Origin of the sequence: Clostridium sp. HMP27 (assembly GCF_000765165.1) — a bacterium.
In the GTDB taxonomy this organism is placed as follows: domain Bacteria; phylum Bacillota; class Clostridia; order Clostridiales; family Clostridiaceae; genus Clostridium_AK.
This window is the reverse complement of record NZ_JMFY01000029.1, coordinates 38,180-60,620: the sequence shown is the minus strand read 5'-3', so window position 1 is coordinate 60,620 and position 22,441 is coordinate 38,180. Positions and strand designations below refer to the sequence as shown.

Here is a 22,441-nt window from a genome sequence, read left to right as displayed (position 1 = left end):
TATAATTCAAAGGATAATGCAAGAAAAGTTTTTTGTTTTTGCATTAATAAATAGGAGGGAATAAAATGTTTCAAGATAAGACTCTTTCTGAATTGAACGAGATTGCAAAAGAATTGGCTTCAAATAATCAATGGGATGATACTGCTATTAATGTAAATAAGAGGATCATAAGTAAAAAATCCAATAGCAATGCAGCATACACAAGAATAGCAAAGTGTTTATTGCTTAAAGGGGATCGTGAAGGTGCTTATGATATATATAAAAAAGTACTTGAATTTGATCCAAACAATACAATTTCATCGAATTTTGTTAATGCTGAAGATTTTTCCGCAAGACAAGAACAGGCAAAATTAGAAAAAGAGCAGAAAGCAGCTAGTAAGAAAGTAACAAAACGTCAAAAGAAATAAAAAAATAGATTTATAAATTATGAGTTTAGTAACTAAAAAGAATATAAAAACAAAAATATTTTGAATGAATAAATATTGCAGGGCTAAAGCCGTGCTTTTTTATTTATCCTTTTTCAGTATAGTGCCACCCACATGGCAAGTGGCAAGTTACTCCATTCTTTAAAGAAAGGCTTATAAAGATAGGAAAGAAGCTTTAGGGAATTTTGCTTGGGGCATACTATAATATTTATATCGGAAGTTTATTGAAGGAATTTGAAATGTTTTCTCGAATATTGAAACTACGAAGAAATTTTGGTGAATTATGTTGTAAGTCCAGTTACTGATGAAAAATAGTATGCAGATTCAGGAAACCCCGTATAACGCCACCAAAACTATTGCTGCATCCTCTGAGGAAATATCGGCTTCAAGCCAGGCATTATGGATAAATGCCTAGAGCCTTTGACAAAGCATTGTATTCTGGAGGAAAGAAGCGAGAATTCAATTATGATAATCGTTAACGAAATGAAAAATTGGGAAAATGGATGTTGAAGGAGGATGAAGTATGATAGATTGTGGTAGGCAAATAAGTGATTCGACAAAAATTATGATTGTTGATGATACGCTACTTAATCTGAAGCTGTTGACAGATCTGCTTTCTGAGCATGGCTATCAAGTGCGCCCAGTCTCTAGCGGCGTAAAGGCCCTTAAATCAGTGGCCATTGAAAAGCCGGATTTGATTATACTGGATGTAATAATGCCGGAGATGGATGGTTATGAGGTATGCCGCCAGTTGAAGCTGGACGAGCACAGCCGTGACATTCCAGTGATATTTATTAGCGCTCTTGACGAGGCGGCCAACAAGGTCATAGGTTTTAAAGCAGGTGGTGTGGATTACATTACCAAACCTTTTCAAAAAGAAGAAGTATTGATCAGGGTGGAGACGCACTTGTCATTGTCCCGTCTACAAAGGCAATTACAGGCGCGTAATGTTCAGCTTGAAGAGGAAATTGCCCAGCGTAAAAGAGCCGAGGAAGAACTGCTAAAGGCTCATGAAGAAAGAAGAAGACTAGATGATCTTATGGAGCATGATAGAGTTAAAACAGAGTTTTTCGCAAATATTTCTCATGAATTAAGGACTCCAATTAATGTTATTTTTTCTTCACTACAGTTATATGAATCCAATTTAAGGGGATGTTTGGACCGTAATATATATTCAAATTGCCATAAATACATAAATATAATGAAACAAAATTGTTACCGGCTTTTAAGATTAACCAATAATTTAATTGATATAACAAAGATTGATGTAGGTTATTTTGAAATATATAAAACAAATGTTAATATAATAAATCTCATAGAAGACATAACACTGTCTGTTGCTGATTATATAGAAAGCAAGGGATTATCAATTATATTTGATACAGATATAGAAGAAAAAATTATCGCTTGTGACCCTGATAAAATAGAACGAATTATTTTGAATTTGTTATCAAATGCAGTAAAGTTTACTGAGCCCGGTGGTGAAATCATGGTTAGTATAGAAAATAGTGTGGAAAATATTTGTATTAGGGTAAAGGACACAGGAAGAGGTATTCCTGAAGAAAAGCTAAATTTAATATTTGAACGTTTTGTGCAAGTTGACAAATCTCTTACAAGGGATCATGAAGGAAGTGGAATAGGACTTTCTATTGTCAAGGCCTTGGTAGAATTGCATGGTGGAGCAATATATGCAAATAGTCAAATTGGGCATGGTACTGAGATTATTATATATCTTCCGTGCAAATTAGTAGAAAAAGCGGAGGATTTACATCCGATGAGTAATTCAACAGAAAAAAATAATGTTGAGAAAATTAATATAGAATTCTCAGATATATATAAATAAAGAAAAGGCGAGGACCAGGAGGAATGATATGGGAAATACAGTGTTTTTAGTGATATAATAAAGAAAATTACATAAGCGAGGATATATCATGACTAAACATAATATCTATAAAATGAGTGTAGCAAGTGTTTATCCCCTTTATGTTACGAAGGCGGAGAAAAAAGGACGCAGGAAAACAGAAGTGGATGAAATCATCCGTTGGTTGACAGGATATAGCCAGGAAGAGTTAGAAGCGCAAATGGAAAAACAGACAGATTTTGAGACTTTCTTTGCAGAAGCTCCTAAGCTGAATCCTTTGCGAGCTTTGATCAAAGGTGTGGTATGCGGTGTCCGAGTGGAAGACATTGAAGAACCAACCATGCAGGAAATTCGCTATTTGGATAAGCTGGTTGATGAGTTGGCAAAGGGAAAAGCCATGGATAAGATTTTGCGTAAATAATAATTAAAAACAAAAAAACACTGATTCCATATGTAAAATATAAAGGAATCCGTGTTTTTTTGTTGGATGGTAAGCCGTATTATAACGTATATTATAAGTAGTATAACTTTTTATAGTAAATTTCATCATAAGACTTTAGAAGCAGGAAACTTTACATGAAATGCTAACAAAATAAAAAACATTTTTTAGAGGAGGATGAATGTAATGTTCAATAGTGGAAGTGATAGAAAAATAATTTTAGACTTAGCGGTAACATTAGATGGATTTATCGAGGGACCAAACGGTGAAGTAGATTGGTGTATTATGGATCCAGATATGAAGTTTGTTGATTTTCTAAATAGCATTGATACAATTTTATATGGGCGTAAAAGCTATGATTTATGGGGACAATACATTCCTGGAGATGAAATATCAGATGCTGAAAAAGAGGTTTGGAACTTAGTTCATAGTAAGAAGAAATATGTGTTTTCAAAAACCTCTACCAATGAGTACCCAGGAGCTAATTTAATAAGCAGCAATATAGTAGAGGAAGTAAAGAAAATAAAGAATGAGCCAGGTAAAGGAATTTGGCTTTATGGAGGATCAAGTCTTATAACAACTTTTTTAAATCTAGGTCTTATTGATGAATATAGATTATCTATTCATCCTATCATCCTAGGACAGGGTAAACCTCTGTTCATTGATATAAAAGAGAGGGTAGGTCTCAAGCTTGTTGATACTAAGACATTTTCCTCAGGGGTTGTTCAGCTCTGCTATCATCCTGCAGGGGATTAATATACGAAGAATCTTAGAAGTGGGAACAATCTCACTTCTTTTTAGTTGTTAAAAATATAAAAACCCACCTGTAAGATTATATTTATATAAAAATCATATCTAAAATTTTATTATAAAAATATAAAAAAAATGGCAACTATATCGTAATATCTTAATATAGTGATAATATGATATTGATATAAAGAGGAGATAATAGGTATGAATTCAAAATGGTCTTGGGTAAAGGGGGGCATTTCTTTAGGAATCCTAAATATTCTTATATTTTTAAGCGGAAATCATTTAGGAACGACTACCGCATATGCCCAAACAACTGGTTATGTAACACAGTTTTTTTCATCACAGCTTATACCCGTTAGTACATGGACAGCAGGTACCTGCGGAACAACAGGAACCCTTGAAGTAAGTTGGCAGTGGATGCTTGTATTAGGTATTTTTATAGGAGGATTTTTGGGGAAGCGTATCCATCCAAAGAGCATAGCTACTGATAAAGTTGATGAAACACAGACACCGTCTCTTTGGGTTGAAAGATTTGGTAACAATCCTAAACTTAGAATGATACATGCTTTCTTTGGAGGAGTTTTGCTTTTATTTGGATCAAGACTTGCAGGAGGATGTACCAGCTCGCACATTATAAGTGGAATGAGCCAAATGGCTTTAAGCGGCATTCTTTTTGCTGTAGCAGTTTTTGCATCTGGTATTCCAACAGCTATCTTGTTATTTAGAAGGAGGAGAATATGATGAGCTTATTATTAGCTTTATTATTTGGAATAGGGTTCGGATATATACTCCAAAGGGTTGATGCCCTTGAATACAAAAATATAATAAACGCGTTAAGGCTTAAAGATTTAACTATACCTAAGTTTATGTTATTTAGTGTAGCAATAACTTGTGTAGGAATATTTAGTTTGAGAACCGCAGGATTAGTTTCCTTGGATTTAATAACAACCAATGTTGTAGGAAACATTATAGGAGGTTTAATCTTTGGCGTAGGTTTTGCATTTTCAGGATATTGCCCTGGAACAAGTATAGGAGCCATGGGAGAAGGAAAAAGAGATGCAAAATATACAGTTATTGGGGGAGTTTTTGGAGTGCTGCTTTACACCCTTATCCAGCAGTATACTAATTTTTCAATAGCTAAGTTTGATATTGGAAAGATAAGTCTAGTAGATATAGTACAAATAAATCCTTTTTCACTAGCAGTTATGTTTAGCTCTATATTAGTTATAATCATTTATGCAATAGACTATTTAGAAAAAAAGAAAATTCAAGGTTAGGGGGAATAAATATGTTTAAAGGTAATGGTGAAAAATCAATTTTAACATTTACAATAGTTGTATTAGTTTTTTTAGTTATTACTACTATTATTGGTGGATGGCCAAAGGCTGGCTCATCTAGTAATTCTAAAGCAACCGTAGATGCTGTTGTAGCATATTACGAACGTATGCCAGAGGACATATATAAAATACCGGAAGCCCAATTAAAACAATTAGTAGATTTAAATAATAAGGACATTTATATCCTTGATATAAGGGAAAGTAAAGACTTTGCAAAAGGTCATATATCGGGAGCGCATAATAGTCCATTTAAAAAAGTTGGGGAAAGTTTAGATAAGCTTCCTAAGGATAAGACAATTATTGTTTACTGTTATACCGGCCAAACTGGAGGGCAAACAACAGCTGCTCTAAATATAGCTGGATTTAAGGCAAGATCCTTAAATGGTGGAATGAATAATGGTTGGCTAAAGGTATCTTACCCTGTAGTAGCAGGTAATTGATAATATAAATGTTATAAATTATTTTGATAAATGTAAAAAAGTATATATTGAAGACTACTACAGTTTTATATTTTAAAATTTTTAGCATGGGCTTTTGTGGCGCATGCTTGCTTTTACGTAAAACGTGGAAAATTTAAGATCCATGAATAACCCATTGCTTGAATTATATACCTTATTGTGTGATAATTATTTAAATTACAATAGAAGGGAAGATATACTATGCACATTAAACATATAACTTTAAATGTGAACAACTTAGAAGAATCTATCGAATTTTATGAGACAATTACAGAACTTACTATTTCTCGACGCTTTAAAGCAGGAGATGCAGAACTTGCATTTTTAACAAATGGCAGTGGAGAAACTGAAATTGAACTTCTATACAGGCCGCAAGGTCAAAGGTTTGAAGGTAAGGGTATGTTCATTTGCTTTGAGACTGATAAACTTGATGAAATGCATAAGCTTGTTCAGGACAGAGGGCTTAATCCTTCCCCTATACAAAATCCTGGAGATGGAACTCGTTATTTTTATGTTTATGATCCAAATGGGGTATCTGTACAGTTACGAGTTTTTCCAAGCTAATAAAGTGCCACCAAAAATTAGGTGCCACCCACGTGGCAAGTGGCAAGTGATACTTTGATAAAGCATGGCTTTTAGAGGCTATGCTTATTTTTATCAAAACTTTATTATAAGGGGATTTATAGCATATTAAAGAAGATTATATTAATTTGATAAAAAGGAGATACTTAAGATAAATTGAGTAATTAACTATTAGGGAGATGATAACATGCCTTCATTTTTTAGGGAAGATAGAGTAAAATCAGTAGATGTAAATGATTTGGAAGAGTCACTAGGGGAAATAAGCTTAATAGATATAAGGGAATCTGATCAATATGAAGAGTGGCACCTGCCAACGGCTAAAAACATTCCAATGTATGAAGTACTAAGAAATCCAGATGAATATTTAAACAAGGATAAAGAGTACCATATAATTTGCAGGTCTGGAAGAAAAAGCAGTTTTACTTGTAATGAACTTATGCTAAAGGGATTTAAGGTGATAAATGTATCTGGTGGAACCATTGACTATAGAGGGAAATTAGAAAAGGAATAAGATAGTGATAAATATAAGGTGCAGAGATAAGGCTCTGTGCTTTATTTGTTTTTCAGAAACTTTTTATTTTGATATAATTACATGAAGAAATTAATGAAATATAATGAGAACATTTTATGGAGGGTACAATGAAGGTTTTAAATAAAGACGGATATGAGTTTATTAGTTATTCAAACTCAAATGCAGAGTTTGTTTTTTCTACAGCAAAGAACAATCTTAATTTAAGTAAAAATTCTAAAGAGGGTATTAGTAACTTAGAAAATTTAAAAGAATGGTTTGGATTAAAAGAAGTTGGATATCTTAATCAAACCCATAGTGATTATATATATGTTTATGATGGTAAAATTCATGAAGGAGATGCAATAATTACAAAGGAAAAGAATATTGCAGTAGGAATTTTTACTGCAGATTGTGTTCCAATTTTAATGTATGATAAAACGAATAATGTAATTGCAGCAGTACACAGCGGATGGAAGGGAACTGAAATGAGTATTGCTTCTAAAACTATAGATAAGCTAATTAAAAACTATGGGACAAAAACTGAGGACTTAGTTGTGTGTATTGGACCCCATATTGGCGGGTGTTGTTATGAGGTAAGTGAAGAACTAATAGAGCTCTTTAAGAATAATAGCATGTATAAAGATATAGATTTTCATGATGGAAGAAAGCTTAATTTGAAGAAGTGCATTATACACCAATTAAAATATAAAGGAGTCTTGGAAGATAATATTCATGATGTGGATATTTGCACCTTTTGTAACAAAGAATACGAAACCTATTCATATAGAAGGAATGATAAAGAATCTAGATTGTTTTCATTTATCTTTTTAAAGTAGTAAGCGTGGTGCCACCCACATGGCAAGTGGCAAGTGATACTTTGATAGCATGGCTTTTAGAGGCCATGCTTATTTTTGTAAAATTTATGATATAATAGCTGAAAATAATGATATAATACTTACAAAGTACTAATTTCAAGGTAGGTAAAACTATGATTCAAAAAGATTTATGTGAAGTTAAAGATATACTTGAAAATAATCTAGAGACACTAATAGATAGTTATGGAATAAAATTGATTTATATATTTGGATCTTACGCAAAGGGGACAAATGGCAAAGACAGCGATTTAGACATAGCTGTACTTTTGGAAGATAATTATAATCCCTTAGATAAGTTAGCATTAATAGGAGAGTATACTGATATTTTTAAAAGAAATGATATAGATTTAGTTATATTAAATAATGCCAATTCCGTATTAAAGCATCAAGTTATTAAGTATGGAAAACTTGTTTATATGGAAAATGAAGATATTAAGGTAAATTTTGAGGTTAGAGTTCTTAAAGAATATATGGATATGGAGCCTTTTAGAAGAACTCAAATGAAATATATAAAAGAGTGGGCAAAAAAAGAATCGGGGGATATATAGTATGACAAGAAGTTTATTAGAGACGATTAATTTAAAAATAAAGGAATTGCAAAAGAATGTGCTGCTATTAAAATCAACCGCTGCTTATATAAACGAAGATAATTTAAAAGAAGATATGTTAAGATATTGGGGCGTAGAAAGAGGTATACAGATATCTATTGAATGTGTACTTGATATAGCTAATATAATTATTTCAGTATTAGATATAGAAAAACCAGATACATATAGGGAAGTCATTTTAGCTTTAGGAGAAAATAAGATTTTACCACAAAAGTTTTCAAAGGAAATAGCTAACATGATATCCTTTAGAAATATTCTTGTTCATGATTATATGAGAGTTGATGAAAAAATAATAATAGATATATTACACAATCATTTAGATGACTTTGCTGAGTTTGTAAATTATATAAATCAATGGACTGAAGAAAACTATAGATAATAAAGTGTCACCAAGTGCCACCCACATGGCAAGTGACAAGTTGATTTGTAGAATAAAAAGAGCTTCTATATAAAATAGATAAATAAGAAAATAGGCATGAGTTTTATGACACATGCTTATTTTATTGGTTCCTAAAGTTAACACATTAAAATATAAAGGAAAAGGGGATTGATTAAATGATAAAGAATATACAAACATTTGTGGAAGAACTAGCATTAATAGAGGCCATGCCCAATGTATGTAATCAATACTCCTATGAACATGAGGAGAATTCTATAAGAAGAGAGAATTTGATGATTTATTTAAAGCAAATGTATAAATTAAAGCCTAAAATAATACTTGTGGGAGAAGCACCAGGTTATAGGGGCTGCCGTCTTACTGGTGTACCTTTTACTAGTGAGCATTTGCTTATGAATAATATAAATGGCCTAGATATATTTGGCAGGGAAAATGGATATAGACTAGCTTTGGAAAAGGACAAGCTTCTTAAAGAGGCAACGGCCACAATAATATGGAACACTCTTGTACAATATGACATGATGGTACTGTCCTGGAATGCGTTTCCATTTCACCCCCATAAAAAGGACAATGGGGAAAGTAATAGAACACCATTAAAAAAGGAACTATTAATAGGTGAGAAGCCACTCCTTCAAATGATTGAAATGTTTAATATTGAGAAGGTGGTTGCCATGGGAAATAAAGCAGAGGAAAGCCTTAAAAAATTGGGTATTAGCTGCGAGAAAGTGAGACATCCTGCACAAGGTGGTAAGAATGAATTTATTGAAGGTATAAGGATGATAAAGAAAAAACTAAAATAAGGTTCATTTTTTAGTAGATGAGGTATAATTATTATAAAATATTATGAGTGTAGAGGAGTTAATATGGAAGTTGAAAAAAATACATTATATGATATGTTTTTAAATTATTCATATAGCGACTTAAAAAAGTTATTTAAAAAAGCCAAGACCAAAGAGGAAAGAGATTTCTATATGACCCTATCTAACTTAGTATTACAAAGGGAGCAAGAAAAGGTAATAGGTAAACAATAATATTTTAATAACAAAAAGCATGGGTTTATAGTACATGCTTATTTTTTTATGTGTAATTACTGTATAAATAAAAAGTCCGCTGATAAAATTGAAAGCTATAAGGTCTTAATAGAAAAGGAAAGTGGTGGATATAAGGATATTCAATTTGTGCAAGAGGTACTTGCACAAATTACCTGGTATCATAATATTACATAGAAGATACTTTAGAATAAATATATTTTATGAAAAGATAAGAAAATCCCAGTATGGGAAAGCATATATTATAAAACAGCTAGTAAAATCAAGTGAGATTTGCTAGCTGTTTTTATTTTCTCAAAATATAAGCTAACAAGCATTTATACATTTTATTTTAATAACAAATGAAGAAATTGCAGTGTTATCATACTTGTTAAGCATCCCTAGAAACAATGAATATAGAATCTTTATCCATAATATGGTAAAATGCTAAGTGTAGATATATATTTAGTATGATTAATATTTAACAAGTTAATTTTATGATGTATATTATTATATCGATTTTTTATTTGAAAGTCTGTGGAGTTTATGTAAGTACACAACGGGAGGTAATGTGATGCTGCATGAAAGAAGATCTAAGATAATACAAATGATTTCAACGGATAGAATGGTTAAGGTAAGCGAGCTTTGTGAATTATTCAATGTGTCCATAGAGACAATACGTCGTGATTTAGAATATCTAGAGAAAAACGGGTACTTAAGCAGGGTTTATGGAGGGGCAATCATTAAATCTGCATATGGACTGGAGCCGGAGTATTCCTCTAGAGAAGTGAAGCATTTACCTGAAAAAACGGCTATAGGAGAAAGGGCAGCTGAGCTTATTAAAGATGGTGATACAATTGCCATAGATGTTGGGACAACCACCTTGGAATTTGCAAAGGCGCTAAGCGAAAAGAAGGGAATAACAGTTTTGACCAATGCAATACCTGTTGCCATAGCCTTATCAGATAACAAGGATATACGGGTTATTATGCTTGGCGGCGATGTTAGAGGAGGGGAATGTTCCACATCAGGATTTTTAGCAGAAAAATCCATGGATATGTTTAATGTGGATAAAGCTATAATTGGTATTGGCGGCATTACAGCAGATGAAGGCATCACAGATTATCATATAGAAGAAGCTAATTTACGCAGACACATTATTGATAGAGCGGAAAATGTTATAGGTTTAGCGGATTTTAGCAAGTTTGGCGTAATTGCAATGAATAGGATATGCGGCGTTGAAAGGGTGACTACAATAGTTACAGATAACAAGGCATCCCAAAAGATAGTATCAGATATAAGAAATAAAGGCGTAAATATTATAATTGCAGATATAAATAATAAGTAATTTAGAGCAGAGAAATCTGCTCTTTTATAATAAAGTGATTCTTAGACTCAGGTGGAGTTTGCTTATGAGGAATACTTATCTCCATCGGATAAATGTGGACTTTTGTGGATTTTAAATAATTAGTACAAGCTAGTAAGCAATCCACAGGAATATAGATTGTTAAAAATATGAAAATCTAGCTAAATGAAAATGTTTTCTAACACTAATAATAGATATTTTAAAATAAAAACATATAAAATTCTAGTAATATTATCAAATCCACATAAATACAATATAGATATAAATACATAATAAGTTATCACAAATACACATTTCTAATTAATATTTTTTTAGGAGGGATATTTATGACCTTTGACAAGATGATCATGTGGGTCATGGCGGTTGGGCTTCTTCTAGGGGCTTTGGACAAAATTATTGGTAATAAGTTTGGCTTAGGAGAAAAATTCGACGAAGGCTTCAGCGCTATGGGTCCATTGGCTTTAGGGATGGTAGGTATTGTGTGCCTTACTCCTGTTATTTCTAAGGTTTTAGGACCAGTTATCATTCCTATATTTACAGCTATGGGAGCTGACCCTGCAATGTTTGGTGCAATACTAGCAAACGATATGGGAGGATATCCACTTGCTATGGAACTTGCACAAAGTGAACAAGCAGGTCTTTTATCAGGACTTATTGTTGCATCAATGCTTGGATGTACTTTAGTTTTTTCAATTCCTGTTGGCCTTGGACTTATTGAAGAAGAAGACCAACCATTCTTTGCAAAAGGTTTACTTATAGGCTTAATAGCTATTCCTTTCGGCACAATTATAGGCGGATTCATAGCAAAATTTGATACGATGCTCATCTTAAAAAACAGTGTTCCCGTTATTATTTTTTCAGTAATACTTGCACTCGGATTAAAGTTTATTCCAAACAAGATGATTAAAGGATGTATGGTTTTTGGTCAATTCATTACAGTTGTTATTTATATTGGACTAGCAGCTGCAGCCTTTGAATTTATAACAGGGGTTGTAATAATTCCTGGTATGGCACCAATTATGGATGGTATGTCAATAATAGCAAGTATTGGTATAGTCCTTCTTGGAACATTCCCTATACTTTCAATTTTAGTTAAGGTTCTTGATAAGCCTCTTAATAATATAGGACAAAAAATTGGTTTAGATGCAACAAGTGCAGCAGGTCTTGTTTTTACACTGGCTAACTCAATACCAGTATACAAAATGATGAAGGACATGAATCACCGCGGAAAGATAGTAAATACAGCATGGCTTGTACCTGCTACAGCAGCCCTTGGAGATCACTTGGGTTTTGCTGCAGGAGTTAGACCAGATATGATTACACCAATGGTTCTTGGAAAACTTTCAGCAGGTGTTATAGCTGTAGCACTGGCAATCATAATGAGCAAAAATATTTCATCTGAGATAGAGCAAAGCGCACAAATTAAAAAACGTAATGAAAATAAAAATAAAACTGTTGAAGCCTAATTTATGGGGAGGGTAATCAAATGGGGAAGTATTATTTAGGTCTTGATCAAGGAACAACAGGGACTACGGCGTTATTGTTTAATGAAAATTGGGATATTGCTGGAAAGGGATATAAAGAGCATACACAATATTATCCAAATCCCGGCTGGGTTGAACACGATCCTATGGAAATTTGGAATAGGATATTAGAATCCATTCAAATGGCAGCAAATAGTGCAAATATATCTATTTCTGATATTAAGTGTATGGGACTTGATAACCAAGGGGAAACAGTGATGCTTTGGGATAAATATTCAGGTCAGCCTGTGTATAATGCAATTGTTTGGCAGGACAGAAGAACAGCTAGAATGGCAGATGAACTTTCTAAAAATTATGGGGATATGATTAGAGAAAAAACAGGACTTGTGGTAGACGCTTATTTTAGTGCAACAAAAATTAAATGGATTATAGATAATGTTGAAGGTGTAAAAGATAAAATAGCTGAAGGAAAAGTTATAGCGGGCACTTTAGATACTTGGATGATTTGGAAGCTTACTCACGGTAAAGTTCATGTAACTGATTACTCCACAGCTTCAAGAACAATGCTTTTAAATATACACACAGGGGATTGGGATGACGAAATATTAAAGGCAATTGGTATTCCAAAGAGCATATTACCTGAAATTCATGATAGTGCAGAATTATATGGATACACAGATCCTCTGGATTTCTTTGGTGCAAAGATTCCTATATCCGGCTCCGTTGTGGATCAGCAGGCAGCTTTATTTGGCCAGGCTTGCTTTGAACCTGGAACAGTAAAGACAACCTACGGAACAGGATGCTTTATGCTTATGAATACAGGAGATAAGCCAGTATATTCTAAAAATGGATTGTTGACCACCGTTGGCTGGGGGATAAACGGCAAAAACATTACCTTTGCTCTTGATGGAGGTATCTACATTGCTGGTGCAGCAGTTCAGTGGTTAAGGGACGGAATTAAAATTATTGGAAAAGCCAGCGAAACTGAAGAAATGGCTAAAAGTGTTGAAAATACTGGTGGAGTATACTTTGTTCCAGCCTTTGCAGGACTTGCAGCACCTCACTGGGATCAATATGCAAGAGGAACCATTGTAGGAATTACTGGAGGAACCACAAGAGAACACATTGCTCGTGCAACCCTTGAAAGCATTGCTTATCAAGTAAAGGATAACCTTGATGTTATGGTAAAGGATTCAGGTATTCCAATTGAAGTCATGAGAGTAGATGGGGGAGCAGTTGCTAATGATTTTCTAATGCAGTTCCAAGCAGATATATTAGGTATTCCTGTAGATGTACCTGTGATTACTGAAACTACAGCCCTTGGAGCAGCATATCTTGCAGCCTATGGAATTGGTGAATTCCATGACCTTAAGGAGCTATCTAGCAACTGGAAATTATACAAGAGATATGAACCTAAAATGAGTGCTGAAAAGAGAGAAGAACTACTGCATCACTGGCATAAAGCCGTTGAGAGAGCAAAGAGCTGGGAAGAAAATTAAAGGATAATATACATTTGGTCAGGATTTACCTGGCCAAATGCCTAAATATAGAAGGGAGATTTGACTATGTTAAAAGCAGATGTGGTTATTATAGGAGCTGGTGCCGTTGGCTGTGCCACTGCAAGAGAGCTTTCAAAATATAAGCTTAATATTATTGTAGTTGATAAAAACGAAGATATTGGAGGAGATGCTTCAAAATCTAACAGTGCTATCATACATACAGGTTATGATGCAACTCCTGGAACACTTGAGTCCGAGCTAGTGGTTGCAGCTAACCCAATGTATGAGGAAATTACTAGGGATTTAGATGTACCCTTTAAGCGAATAGGTGCTATCTTACCTGCCATTACCGATGAGCAGCTTGAAAAGTTACCAGCCATAAAGGAAAAAGCCTTTAAAAATAGAGTTTATGATGTGGAATATCTTTCACCAAAACAGCTTTTAGAAATGGAGCCAAATTTAAATCCTGAGGTTAAGGGAGGACTTTATATTCCTCGTGAAAGTATTATTGACCCATTTATATATGTAACTGCCTTAGCGGAAAATGCCAATGCCAATGGAGTAAGTTTTCTTTTAAATACAAAGGTTATAGGAATTAACACAGAAAATGGCAAAATTAAATCCGTTGAAACCACAGGAGAAACCATTGAAACTACTTATGTAATAAATGCAGCAGCTCTATATTGTGATGAAATTGCAGCCATGGTTGGAAAGGCTGATTATAAAGTAGTAGCTCGTAGAGGACAGTTTTATATTTTGGACAAGAATACATCCTGTAAAGTAAATAAAATCGTACTTCCTATTCCTACAAAAATTACAAAGGGTAAGCTTATGTGTCCAACCATTCATGGAAATATGCTTGTAGGGCCAACAGCAGAGGATTTGGATAATAAGGTTGATAAGTCTGTAACTGTAGAGGGACTTGACAGTATTTTTGAAGATGTAAAGAGGCTTGTGCCTAATGTAAATATAAAAGACACTATTACTCAATACAGTGGTCTTCGTCCAAATAGAAATCCTGAGGGACTTCACGTTGATATGTATGATGATCTAGAGGGCTATGTAAATCTTTCAGGAGTACGTTCAACAGGATTAACACTTTCCATTGCCATAGCAAAATATGTGGCACAGATGATGATTTCTCACGGTATGAATGCTGAATTTAAGAAAGATTTTATATCTAAAAGAAAGGGCATTAAGCGCTTCCATGAACTTTCCTTAGAAGAGCAGGAAAAGGCAATAGCTGAGAATCCTCTCTATGGAAACATAATATGTCGATGCGAAACCATAACAGAAGGGGAAATTGTTGATGCAATAAATAGGCCTTTAGGAGCAAAGAGCATGGATGCAGTAAAACGCCGTGTTCGTGCTGGAATGGGACGCTGTCAGGGAGGATTTTGCGGACCTAAGGTTTTAGAAATTATTGCTCGTGAGCTTGGAATTACCCCCGAAGAGGTAAATAAAAATAATGAAGGTTCATATATGGTTGTAGGTAAAACTAGATAGGAAGAGGGGATATAAATGTTTGAGATAAATTGTGATGTTGTAATCATTGGCGGAGGCCCTGCTGGACTTTCTGCTGCGGTTGCTGCTAAAAAAGAAGGGGCAGAAAAGGTAGTTATTATTGAACGTGATTCTAATATAGGAGGTATACTTCAGCAGTGCATTCATCCAGGATTTGGACTAACTTATTTTAAAGAGGAGCTTACAGGTCCTGAATATGCAGGAAGATTTGGGGAAGAAGCTTTAAGTCTTGGAGTTGAAGTTTTATTAAATTCAATGGTACTTGAGGTTTTGCCAGAGGAAAATGCAGTAATATGTGTAAGTTCTAAAAATGGCATCACTAAGGTTAGTGCAAAAAGCATTGTTTTATCCATGGGATGCCGTGAAAGAACAAGAGCAAATATAATGATACCAGGTACAAGGCCTTCAGGTATTTATACTGCAGGAGCAGCACAAAGGCTTGTAAATAGGCAAAATGAAATGGTAGGAAGAAAAATTGTTATATTAGGCTCTGGGGATATAGGAATGATTATGGCAAGACGTATGACCTTAGAAGGAGCAAAGGTTGCAGCGGTTATAGAAATTATGGACTTCTTAGCAGGACTCACAAGAAATAAAGTTCAGTGTCTTGATGATTTTAATATTCCACTTAAGCTTTCTCACACAATAACTAGAATTGTTGGCAATGAACGTGTAAAAGGAGTTTATGTTGCAGAAGTTGATAAGGATAAAAAGCCAATTAAAGAAACAGAAGAGTTTATTCAGTGTGATACATTACTTTTATCTGTAGGATTAATACCAGAAAACGAATTAACAAGAAAAGCTGAAATACAAATGAACTCCATTACAAGTGGACCAGCTGTAAATCAATATATGCAGACCTCTGTGGATTCAATCTTTGCCTGTGGAAATGTGGTTCATGTAAATGACCTGGTGGATAATGTAAGTGTTGAAAGCATTAAAGCAGGAACCTACGCAGCAAGGTATGCTTTGGGCACATTCCCTAAGAACACTAAAATAGTTCAAGCAGTAACTGGAAACAACGTTAGATATTTATGTCCACAAAGCATTAATATTTCTGAAGAAGATGAAAAGGTTAAGCTTTACTTCCGAGTACTTACTCCAGATGCAAAGGTGAAAATTAGAGCAACATCAAATGGAAAGGTCATTGCAGAGAAAAAAGCAATAAGAATTAACCCAGGTGAAATGGAAAGTATAGAAGTCAGCACATCAAAGATTTCTGGTAATGAAGTTACTGTAGAAATCATAAAGGAGGCATAGAGGCATGGTAAAGGAAGTTATTTGTACAATTTGCCCTATAGGCTGTCATATTACCGTTAAAGGGGAAGGGGACAACATCGAATCCATAGAGGGATATACCTGTAAGCTAGGTTTAGAACATGCAAAGGCAGAATTTAGTCACCCAGTACGCATTTTAACAACAACTGTAAGACTAGACAGCGAAAGTTCTGCACTGCTTGCAGTTCGCTCCAATAAACCAGTTCCTAAAGAACTACTCATGGAGTGCATGGAAGAAATCAAAAGGGTTAAGGTTACCCCTCCTGTAAAAAGATATGATGTAATCATTGAAAATATCTGCGGCTGCGGAGTGGATATTGTGGCTACAGGTTGCATTGATTAGTGCCACCCACATGACAAGTGGCAAGTGATACTTTGATAAAGCATGGCTTTTAGAAGACATGCTTATTTTTTAGTGTGCCCAGCATGGGCAACAACTTGGCGGTGAAAGTCTGCTGTGGGCTTGGTAGTGGGAACCACTAGCCAATGACAAGGGTGTCCACCGTGAGGTGGAATCTGAAGGAAGTCGGAGGCAAAATCTCGGTCTGAGGAACACGAACTATATATAAGGCTTACTAAGGACGGATGAGTTTGCTAAACAAAACAAAGTCCAACACTACCCAAATCCTTAGGAGTAAATATAGCAGATATATGAGATGAAGGTTGTTGTTCTTACCTGGGGAGGTCTGATAGATACATTACTAATAAAGATGAATTTCTAAAGTGATAAACTACATAGTGATATGTAGCTGAACTATCAGAAGTCAGCAGAGGTCATAGTACCACGCTAAACGCGTTAGCGTGGGAAGGACTGAACTTTAAGGAGGTTTAGAAGTTTTGAAAGTTTCGCAAGACAATCAAAGATTGCAGAAAACTAAATACTTAGGCTCTAGTGCTAAGAATAGAGTAGAACTTGAAGGTAAGCAGAGAGTGCATAGAGAATCTTCGGCAACTTCAAACAGAAGAACCAATGAATTTCAATATGGCTCACTAGAAAGAATTTTATCTAGAAACAATATGTTCTCTGCTCTTAAAAGAGTTATCTCTAATAAAGGCAGCCACGGAGTGGATGGGATGAAAGTTCATGAACTTGAACAATTCCTTAAGACAAACTGGCTACACATTAGAGAGGAGATTTTTAATGGTGAGTATAGACCAATGCCCGTTAGAAGAGTTGAAATTCCAAAATTAAGTGGAGGAACTAGAATGCTAGGAATTCCAACAGTTTTGGATAGACTTATTCAGCAAGCTATCGCTCAAGAACTAAACATAATCTACGATGAAAGCTTTTCAGATAACAGCTTCGGGTTCAGACCGAATAGGTCGGCGAAAGATGCTATAGAGAAAGCCAAAAGCTATGTAACAGATGGTTATAGATGGGTTGTAGATATAGACTTAGAAAACTTCTTTGATAGAGTCAACCATGATATTCTAATGTATAAGCTTTCTAAAGATATTAAGGATAAGAGAGTACTTAAATTAATAAGAAGGTACTTGCAGTCAGGAATAATGATAGACGGAATAGTACGCAAAAACGAAGATGGAACTCCGCAAGGAGGTCCGTTAAGCCCATTATTATCTAATATAATGCTAGATGAATTAGATAAAGAATTGGAGGAAAGAGGACATAAATTCTGCCGTTATGCTGATGACTGTAATATATACGTTAAAAGTCAAAGAGCTGGTAAAAGGGTTATGGATAGCATAAGTTCTTATATTAGAAATAAACTTAAATTAAAAGTTAACGTAAGTAAAAGTGCGGTCGATAGACCATGGAAACGAAAGTTCCTTGGTTTCTCATTATTCTTAATGTTTGGTAAAGCAAATGCAAGGATATCTGAACAATCAATTAAAAGATACAAGAATAAAATCAGAGAAGTACTTTCAAGGTCTAAGCCTATAACATTAGAACAAAGAATAATTAAACTAAACCAAATTAACATTGGCTGGATTAATTACTATGGAGTTGCTAAATGCAAGGGAATAGTAGAGCAGTTAGATATTTGGATAAGACAAAGATTAAGAATGTGTATATGGAAACAATGGAAAAGGGTCAGAACAAGATACAAAAATCTTAAAAAATTAGGACTAAGTCACTATCAAGCAATAAAATTCGCCAATACCCGTAAGGGATACTGGCGAACAGCTAATAGTGTCATCCTAAACACAACTCTTACAAATCAATTTTTCTCGGACTTAGGCTTAAAAAGCCTAAAACGTCAATATATTAAAATTCATTCTACTTAAAGAACCGCCGTGTACCAGACCGGTACGCACGGTGGTGTGAGAGGACGGAAAATAAAATAGTTATTTTCCTCCTACTCAATTGGCAAATTAGGTCAATTAGTATATGGAACTAAAAACTTTTAAATTTTTATTTGATAGTATATAATTATTACAAATATATTATGATTTTGGAGGAGTTAATATGGAAGTTGAGAAAAATACATTATATGATATGTTTTTAAATTATTCATATAGCGACTTGAAAAACTTATTTAAGAAAGCAAAGACCAAAGAGGAACGAGATTTCTACATGACTTTATCTAACATGGTATTACAAAGAGAACAAGAAAAAGTAATAGGTAAACAATAATGCTTACTTATACCATATTTGCAGGGGTTAATGGTGCTGGTAAGACATCAATATATAAATCAATATATTATAATGATAATAAACATGAAAAGAGAATAAATACTGATGAGATGGTAGCAATAATAGGATCATGGCAAGATAATAATTTGCAAATAAAATGTGCAAGAGAGGCCGTTAGGCTGATTAAAGCCTATATTAGAGAAGGCATATCATTTAATCAGGAAACTACATTATCAGGTAAAAGTATTATTAAAAATATAAAGTTTGCAAAGGATAATGGATTTTATGTTGCAATGAATTATATTGGTGTAAATAGTCCTGAAATTGCAAAGGATAGAGTTAAGCTTAGGGTAAGTAAGGGTGGTCATGGTATACCAGAGGATACTATTGAAAGAAGATATTATGAGTCACTAAAAAACTTAAATGAAGCTTTGCAAATGTGTGATGAAGTTAATATATATGATAACAGCGAAAAATTTAGGCAGATAATTTATATTAGTGAAGGCAAATTAATATGGAAAGACAAAAACTTACCTGATTGGTCAAAAAGTATTTTAGAGTATTTTAATAATATATAATAATATATAATAAGTAAATAAGCATGGCTTTTATAGCACATGTTTATTTTTATGTAAAATTACTGTGCAAATTACATAATACTCAATATATGGGTAAAATTTGTGTTAAGATGGAATAAAGAAAGTATTATAAAAAGCATGTCAATAAAATCAGTAGAGGATGATTATGAAAAGCTCTATGAATTCCTCAGAAAATATAGAGCCGATACATGTAGAGCAGAAGGGCTAAAACCTTATTTCATATTTAATAATGCAGAATTAGAAGAAATAATCTAAAGAAGACCTAAGACAAAGGAAGAATTACTAAAAGTTAGAGGTTTTGGACCTGTTAAGGTTGAGAAGTATGGGGAAGAGATATTCGGGATTTTACAGTTAGAAGTATAGATAGGGTATGGTAAAAATGTTTTATGATTTATTAAAGAAAAAAGATGTTAACACTTATAATTTACCAAATAATTTAAGAGGAAGAGATATTCAAAGAAAAACAATATATCTGATAAAGATAACTCAGCACAGGCAAAATGGCAAGTTGGCAAAGGTGATGGAGTTTATCTAGAAATATTAAATGATGACGTAACAGTTAAGAATTGGGACTTTATTAAAGAATGGTTACAAATAAGATAATTTATACAACATATTTATGGGAGCTATTTATGAATAAATAATTTAAAATATTAGATGAATTATCTATGTGTATGTTCAGATAAATATTTTCATAATGGGAGGTTGTTAAAATGGGGAAAATTGAGGTTGTTTTAGGAGATATAACAAAGATAAAAGCAGATGCTATAGTTAATGCAGCTAATGCCAGCTTACTAAGAGGTGGAGGTGTAGATGGAGCAATTCATCGTGCTGCTGGAATTGAATTAGAAGAAGAATGTATTGAAATAGGTGGATGCCCTACAGGAGAGGCAAGAATAACTCAATCCTATAATTTGCAAAGTATAGGTATTGGGTGGATTATACATGCAGTTGGGCCTAGATGGCTTGGAGGATTTAAAGATGAGGAAAACTTATTAAAAAATGCGTATAAAAATAGTTTGAATTTATCACAGAGTTTTACTGAAGTATATCCAAAGCAATGTATAGAAATATTAAAAAAGCATATAGTTACATTGGATGAAAAAATTAAAATTCAGATTATGGAAGAGGCTTTAGATGTTGCCAAATCATATGTAAAAGAGCATCCAATTAAAACTATAGCATTTCCTTCAATAAGCACAGGGATATATCATTTTCCACTTGAAAAAGCTGCCCATATTGCAATAAATACAATAAAAGAATTTCTTGATATAAATAGCAGTATTGAAAAAGTAATGTTGGTATGTTTTAATAAGGAAACTTATTCAAGCTATCTTAAGGAGTTATAAATTTTACTTTTAAAATGTATGCAATTTGATACTGCAAAAAAGTATATATAATATAGAGAAAAAGTTGTCCGGTTTAAGGATGACTTTTTTTATTAAAAGATTTAAAAATTTTATTAAAGAAGGAAAATATTTTACCTGCCTAAGTTTTATAATAAAAATATAACAAATTAAAGGAGGAATAAATATGTCAACATGGGGATCTAATCAACAAGTATGTGCATCTTGTAGATATTGGTGCGGAAGAAGAAAGGTGGATTTTATGGCTTGCTTTTTTGAGGCAATAGAAGGTGCGGGGGAATGTGCAGGTCCTGCTGGAAGCTTCAGAGGATTGGAAATGGATGAAGGGGCTTGCTGCAGCGGATGGGAGGCATTTAGAAAAGAATAATTTAAAATGAATGATAGAATTTTAGCATATTAATTACTTTATAGGATAATTTTACACATTGCTCATAAAAGTAGTATAATCATATTACTGAAATGTTATTTTTATGAGGTGAGAGAAATGTTACCATATTCTGAATATACTAAACCCCGCTTGCTATTTGATACATTTTATCTAATAAAATCAGGACAAGCAACGAATAAGAAAGAGCTTGCAAGTCTTTTTGAAACTTCTGAAAAAACTATATCTAATTATATAAAACAATTAAATTCAGATTTTCAGACGCTTATTACTTTTGATGAGGATAATGGCAGATATATTATTGAGCACGAAGGAACAATGGGACTTTTAAAAAGAAATTATCCTATTACAGCTGATGATGTAATGATTATAATTTCCACTTTAATGCAGTCTCAATCTTTTATGGAAACAAAAATGTCTATTATTAAAAACAGCCTTTTAAGCCTATTACCTGAAGAGGAAAGCAAGAAACTAAAAGAGATGCTGCATTTTGAAAAGACAAATAACTATGATGATCAAAACATAGAATTTAATATGATGAAAATAAGAAAAGCAATAACAGAGGAAAAGAAAATTACTTTTAATTATAAAAGCTATGAAGGAAAACGAAAAAATTATAAAATAGTTCCATACAGCTTTGCTTATGATTTGGGTAAGTTTTATATAATTGGAAAACCAGAAGATAAGGATTTTTTAATGCATTTAAGAATCGATAGGATAGGAGATGTACAAATATTACAAGAGGAAGGGAAAAGGCTAGAAGAATTTAATGTCTATAATTATTTAAAGAAAACTTGGTATATGTATGGTGGTTCAGAAATAAAGGTTTTAGTTAGATTTAAAAATACATGCAAGAAAGTTGTTACGGAAAGAAATATGGTAGAAGGTAGAATTATAGAAGAAGATGAAAATTATTTTAAGTATGAATTTATTTGTAATGGTACTAAAGGAATAAAACTTTGGCTTTTAGGCTTTGGGGGACAGGCAGAAATATTAGAACCAGTAGAGCTTAGGGAAGAGATGAAGGAAATTGTTCAGAATATGATAAAGGTTTATGGTATTTAGGAGT

Annotated in this window: 27 protein-coding genes and 1 pseudogene; all 28 read left to right on the top strand. The window is 33.4% G+C overall.

The genetic code is table 11. The features are described 5' to 3' along the window. Positions 1-65: 65 nt before the first annotated feature. Positions 66-407, top strand: a complete 342-nt coding sequence (locus tag DP68_RS13375) for a tetratricopeptide repeat protein (RefSeq protein ID WP_035310347.1) — start codon at positions 66-68, stop codon at positions 405-407. Between the two features lie 541 nt (positions 408-948). Next, complete coding sequence (locus DP68_RS19295; protein ID WP_035310345.1) at positions 949-2,268, top strand: hybrid sensor histidine kinase/response regulator; 1,320 nt, start codon at positions 949-951, stop codon at positions 2,266-2,268. Between the two features lie 88 nt (positions 2,269-2,356). Further along, entirely contained in the window at positions 2,357-2,707 is a 351-nt protein-coding gene (locus DP68_RS13365; RefSeq protein ID WP_035310343.1) for a DUF2200 domain-containing protein, read from the top strand. A gap of 204 nt (positions 2,708-2,911) precedes the next feature. Next, positions 2,912-3,481, top strand: a complete 570-nt coding sequence (locus tag DP68_RS13360) for a dihydrofolate reductase family protein (RefSeq protein WP_035310342.1) — start codon at positions 2,912-2,914, stop codon at positions 3,479-3,481. A 198-nt stretch (positions 3,482-3,679) separates the two neighbouring features. Further along, a complete protein-coding gene (locus DP68_RS18990) occupies positions 3,680-4,219 on the top strand; it encodes a YeeE/YedE thiosulfate transporter family protein (RefSeq protein WP_052085803.1) in 540 nt (179 codons plus the stop codon). Then, positions 4,216-4,755: a YeeE/YedE thiosulfate transporter family protein gene (locus tag DP68_RS13350; protein ID WP_035310341.1), complete on the top strand. Its 540-nt coding sequence runs from the start codon at positions 4,216-4,218 to the stop codon at positions 4,753-4,755. Before DP68_RS18990 ends, DP68_RS13350 begins: the two co-directional genes overlap by 4 nt. An 11-nt stretch (positions 4,756-4,766) precedes the next feature. Further along, complete coding sequence (locus DP68_RS13345) at positions 4,767-5,255, top strand: rhodanese-like domain-containing protein (protein WP_052085801.1); 489 nt, start codon at positions 4,767-4,769, stop codon at positions 5,253-5,255. Positions 5,256-5,474: 219 nt separating this feature from the next. Further along, positions 5,475-5,837: a VOC family protein gene (locus DP68_RS13340; RefSeq protein WP_035310339.1), complete on the top strand. Its 363-nt coding sequence runs from the start codon at positions 5,475-5,477 to the stop codon at positions 5,835-5,837. Between the two features lie 205 nt (positions 5,838-6,042). Then, the gene (locus tag DP68_RS13335) at positions 6,043-6,366 is read left to right on the top strand and encodes a rhodanese-like domain-containing protein (protein ID WP_035310337.1); all 324 of its coding nucleotides are present in this window, start codon (positions 6,043-6,045) and stop codon (positions 6,364-6,366) included. A gap of 128 nt (positions 6,367-6,494) precedes the next feature. Continuing rightward, positions 6,495-7,202, top strand: coding sequence for a peptidoglycan editing factor PgeF (gene pgeF, locus DP68_RS13330; RefSeq protein ID WP_035310335.1), 708 nt, complete (start codon positions 6,495-6,497; stop codon positions 7,200-7,202). Positions 7,203-7,354: 152 nt separating this feature from the next. Then, entirely contained in the window at positions 7,355-7,789 is a 435-nt protein-coding gene (locus DP68_RS13325; RefSeq protein ID WP_035310333.1) for a nucleotidyltransferase domain-containing protein, read from the top strand. A 1-nt stretch (position 7,790) separates the two neighbouring features. Then, positions 7,791-8,228: a DUF86 domain-containing protein gene (locus DP68_RS13320; RefSeq protein WP_035310331.1), complete on the top strand. Its 438-nt coding sequence runs from the start codon at positions 7,791-7,793 to the stop codon at positions 8,226-8,228. Between the two features lie 176 nt (positions 8,229-8,404). Then, on the top strand, positions 8,405-9,046 hold the full coding sequence (locus tag DP68_RS13315) for a uracil-DNA glycosylase (RefSeq protein WP_035310330.1): 642 nt from the start codon (positions 8,405-8,407) through the stop codon (positions 9,044-9,046). A 63-nt stretch (positions 9,047-9,109) separates the two neighbouring features. After that, positions 9,110-9,277, top strand: coding sequence for a hypothetical protein (locus DP68_RS19680; protein ID WP_291549209.1), 168 nt, complete (start codon positions 9,110-9,112; stop codon positions 9,275-9,277). A gap of 571 nt (positions 9,278-9,848) precedes the next feature. Next, on the top strand, positions 9,849-10,622 hold the full coding sequence (locus DP68_RS13310) for a DeoR/GlpR family DNA-binding transcription regulator (RefSeq protein WP_052085800.1): 774 nt from the start codon (positions 9,849-9,851) through the stop codon (positions 10,620-10,622). Between the two features lie 344 nt (positions 10,623-10,966). Further along, the gene (locus tag DP68_RS13305; RefSeq protein ID WP_035310327.1) at positions 10,967-12,106 is read left to right on the top strand and encodes an ethanolamine utilization protein EutH; all 1,140 of its coding nucleotides are present in this window, start codon (positions 10,967-10,969) and stop codon (positions 12,104-12,106) included. Positions 12,107-12,126: 20 nt separating this feature from the next. Then, positions 12,127-13,623: a glycerol kinase GlpK gene (gene glpK / locus DP68_RS13300; RefSeq protein WP_035310325.1), complete on the top strand. Its 1,497-nt coding sequence runs from the start codon at positions 12,127-12,129 to the stop codon at positions 13,621-13,623. 66 nt (positions 13,624-13,689) lie between these two features. Continuing rightward, positions 13,690-15,129, top strand: coding sequence for an NAD(P)/FAD-dependent oxidoreductase (locus DP68_RS13295; RefSeq protein ID WP_035310323.1), 1,440 nt, complete (start codon positions 13,690-13,692; stop codon positions 15,127-15,129). A gap of 15 nt (positions 15,130-15,144) precedes the next feature. Continuing rightward, positions 15,145-16,407 carry an NAD(P)/FAD-dependent oxidoreductase gene (locus DP68_RS13290; RefSeq protein WP_035310321.1) on the top strand — a complete coding sequence of 421 codons (1,263 nt, stop codon included), beginning with the start codon at positions 15,145-15,147 and terminating at the stop codon, positions 16,405-16,407. Positions 16,408-16,411: 4 nt separating this feature from the next. Further along, entirely contained in the window at positions 16,412-16,768 is a 357-nt protein-coding gene (locus DP68_RS13285) for a DUF1667 domain-containing protein (protein WP_035310318.1), read from the top strand. Between the two features lie 494 nt (positions 16,769-17,262). After that, positions 17,263-18,672, top strand: a complete 1,410-nt coding sequence (gene ltrA / locus DP68_RS13280; protein ID WP_035310316.1) for a group II intron reverse transcriptase/maturase — start codon at positions 17,263-17,265, stop codon at positions 18,670-18,672. A gap of 181 nt (positions 18,673-18,853) precedes the next feature. Beyond that, the gene (locus DP68_RS19675) at positions 18,854-19,021 is read left to right on the top strand and encodes a hypothetical protein (RefSeq protein WP_186429676.1); all 168 of its coding nucleotides are present in this window, start codon (positions 18,854-18,856) and stop codon (positions 19,019-19,021) included. After that, positions 19,021-19,599, top strand: coding sequence for a zeta toxin family protein (locus tag DP68_RS13275; protein ID WP_035310314.1), 579 nt, complete (start codon positions 19,021-19,023; stop codon positions 19,597-19,599). Before DP68_RS19675 ends, DP68_RS13275 begins: the two co-directional genes overlap by 1 nt. A 102-nt stretch (positions 19,600-19,701) precedes the next feature. Next, the gene (locus DP68_RS19290) at positions 19,702-19,875 is read left to right on the top strand and encodes an HRDC domain-containing protein (protein WP_081957227.1); all 174 of its coding nucleotides are present in this window, start codon (positions 19,702-19,704) and stop codon (positions 19,873-19,875) included. Positions 19,876-19,887: 12 nt separating this feature from the next. After that, positions 19,888-19,983 (top strand): annotated as a pseudogene (locus DP68_RS19895) (HRDC domain-containing protein); the annotation flags it as partial. A 350-nt stretch (positions 19,984-20,333) separates the two neighbouring features. After that, positions 20,334-20,969, top strand: coding sequence for a macro domain-containing protein (locus DP68_RS13270; RefSeq protein WP_035310312.1), 636 nt, complete (start codon positions 20,334-20,336; stop codon positions 20,967-20,969). 184 nt (positions 20,970-21,153) lie between these two features. Next, positions 21,154-21,354, top strand: a complete 201-nt coding sequence (locus DP68_RS13265; RefSeq protein WP_035310310.1) for a hypothetical protein — start codon at positions 21,154-21,156, stop codon at positions 21,352-21,354. Between the two features lie 117 nt (positions 21,355-21,471). After that, on the top strand, positions 21,472-22,437 hold the full coding sequence (locus DP68_RS13260) for a WYL domain-containing protein (RefSeq protein ID WP_035310308.1): 966 nt from the start codon (positions 21,472-21,474) through the stop codon (positions 22,435-22,437). Positions 22,438-22,441 lie beyond the last annotated feature (4 nt).

Coding starts and splice junctions, on each gene's coding strand:
- DP68_RS13350 (WP_035310341.1), top strand. CDS start 4,216: ATGATGAGCTTATTATTAGCTTTATTATTTGGAATAGGGTTCGGATAT.
- DP68_RS19295 (WP_035310345.1), top strand. CDS start 949: ATGATAGATTGTGGTAGGCAAATAAGTGATTCGACAAAAATTATGATT.
- glpK (WP_035310325.1), top strand. CDS start 12,127: ATGGGGAAGTATTATTTAGGTCTTGATCAAGGAACAACAGGGACTACG.
- DP68_RS13270 (WP_035310312.1), top strand. CDS start 20,334: ATGGGGAAAATTGAGGTTGTTTTAGGAGATATAACAAAGATAAAAGCA.
- DP68_RS13285 (WP_035310318.1), top strand. CDS start 16,412: ATGGTAAAGGAAGTTATTTGTACAATTTGCCCTATAGGCTGTCATATT.
- DP68_RS13310 (WP_052085800.1), top strand. CDS start 9,849: ATGCTGCATGAAAGAAGATCTAAGATAATACAAATGATTTCAACGGAT.
- DP68_RS13290 (WP_035310321.1), top strand. CDS start 15,145: ATGTTTGAGATAAATTGTGATGTTGTAATCATTGGCGGAGGCCCTGCT.
- DP68_RS13320 (WP_035310331.1), top strand. CDS start 7,791: ATGACAAGAAGTTTATTAGAGACGATTAATTTAAAAATAAAGGAATTG.
- DP68_RS13325 (WP_035310333.1), top strand. CDS start 7,355: ATGATTCAAAAAGATTTATGTGAAGTTAAAGATATACTTGAAAATAAT.
- DP68_RS13275 (WP_035310314.1), top strand. CDS start 19,021: ATGCTTACTTATACCATATTTGCAGGGGTTAATGGTGCTGGTAAGACA.
- DP68_RS19680 (WP_291549209.1), top strand. CDS start 9,110: ATGGAAGTTGAAAAAAATACATTATATGATATGTTTTTAAATTATTCA.
- DP68_RS13265 (WP_035310310.1), top strand. CDS start 21,154: ATGTCAACATGGGGATCTAATCAACAAGTATGTGCATCTTGTAGATAT.
- DP68_RS13360 (WP_035310342.1), top strand. CDS start 2,912: ATGTTCAATAGTGGAAGTGATAGAAAAATAATTTTAGACTTAGCGGTA.
- DP68_RS13305 (WP_035310327.1), top strand. CDS start 10,967: ATGACCTTTGACAAGATGATCATGTGGGTCATGGCGGTTGGGCTTCTT.
- DP68_RS13295 (WP_035310323.1), top strand. CDS start 13,690: ATGTTAAAAGCAGATGTGGTTATTATAGGAGCTGGTGCCGTTGGCTGT.
- DP68_RS13260 (WP_035310308.1), top strand. CDS start 21,472: ATGTTACCATATTCTGAATATACTAAACCCCGCTTGCTATTTGATACA.
- pgeF (WP_035310335.1), top strand. CDS start 6,495: ATGAAGGTTTTAAATAAAGACGGATATGAGTTTATTAGTTATTCAAAC.
- DP68_RS13315 (WP_035310330.1), top strand. CDS start 8,405: ATGATAAAGAATATACAAACATTTGTGGAAGAACTAGCATTAATAGAG.
- DP68_RS13365 (WP_035310343.1), top strand. CDS start 2,357: ATGACTAAACATAATATCTATAAAATGAGTGTAGCAAGTGTTTATCCC.
- DP68_RS13345 (WP_052085801.1), top strand. CDS start 4,767: ATGTTTAAAGGTAATGGTGAAAAATCAATTTTAACATTTACAATAGTT.
- DP68_RS13375 (WP_035310347.1), top strand. CDS start 66: ATGTTTCAAGATAAGACTCTTTCTGAATTGAACGAGATTGCAAAAGAA.
- DP68_RS19675 (WP_186429676.1), top strand. CDS start 18,854: ATGGAAGTTGAGAAAAATACATTATATGATATGTTTTTAAATTATTCA.
- DP68_RS13340 (WP_035310339.1), top strand. CDS start 5,475: ATGCACATTAAACATATAACTTTAAATGTGAACAACTTAGAAGAATCT.
- DP68_RS13335 (WP_035310337.1), top strand. CDS start 6,043: ATGCCTTCATTTTTTAGGGAAGATAGAGTAAAATCAGTAGATGTAAAT.
- DP68_RS18990 (WP_052085803.1), top strand. CDS start 3,680: ATGAATTCAAAATGGTCTTGGGTAAAGGGGGGCATTTCTTTAGGAATC.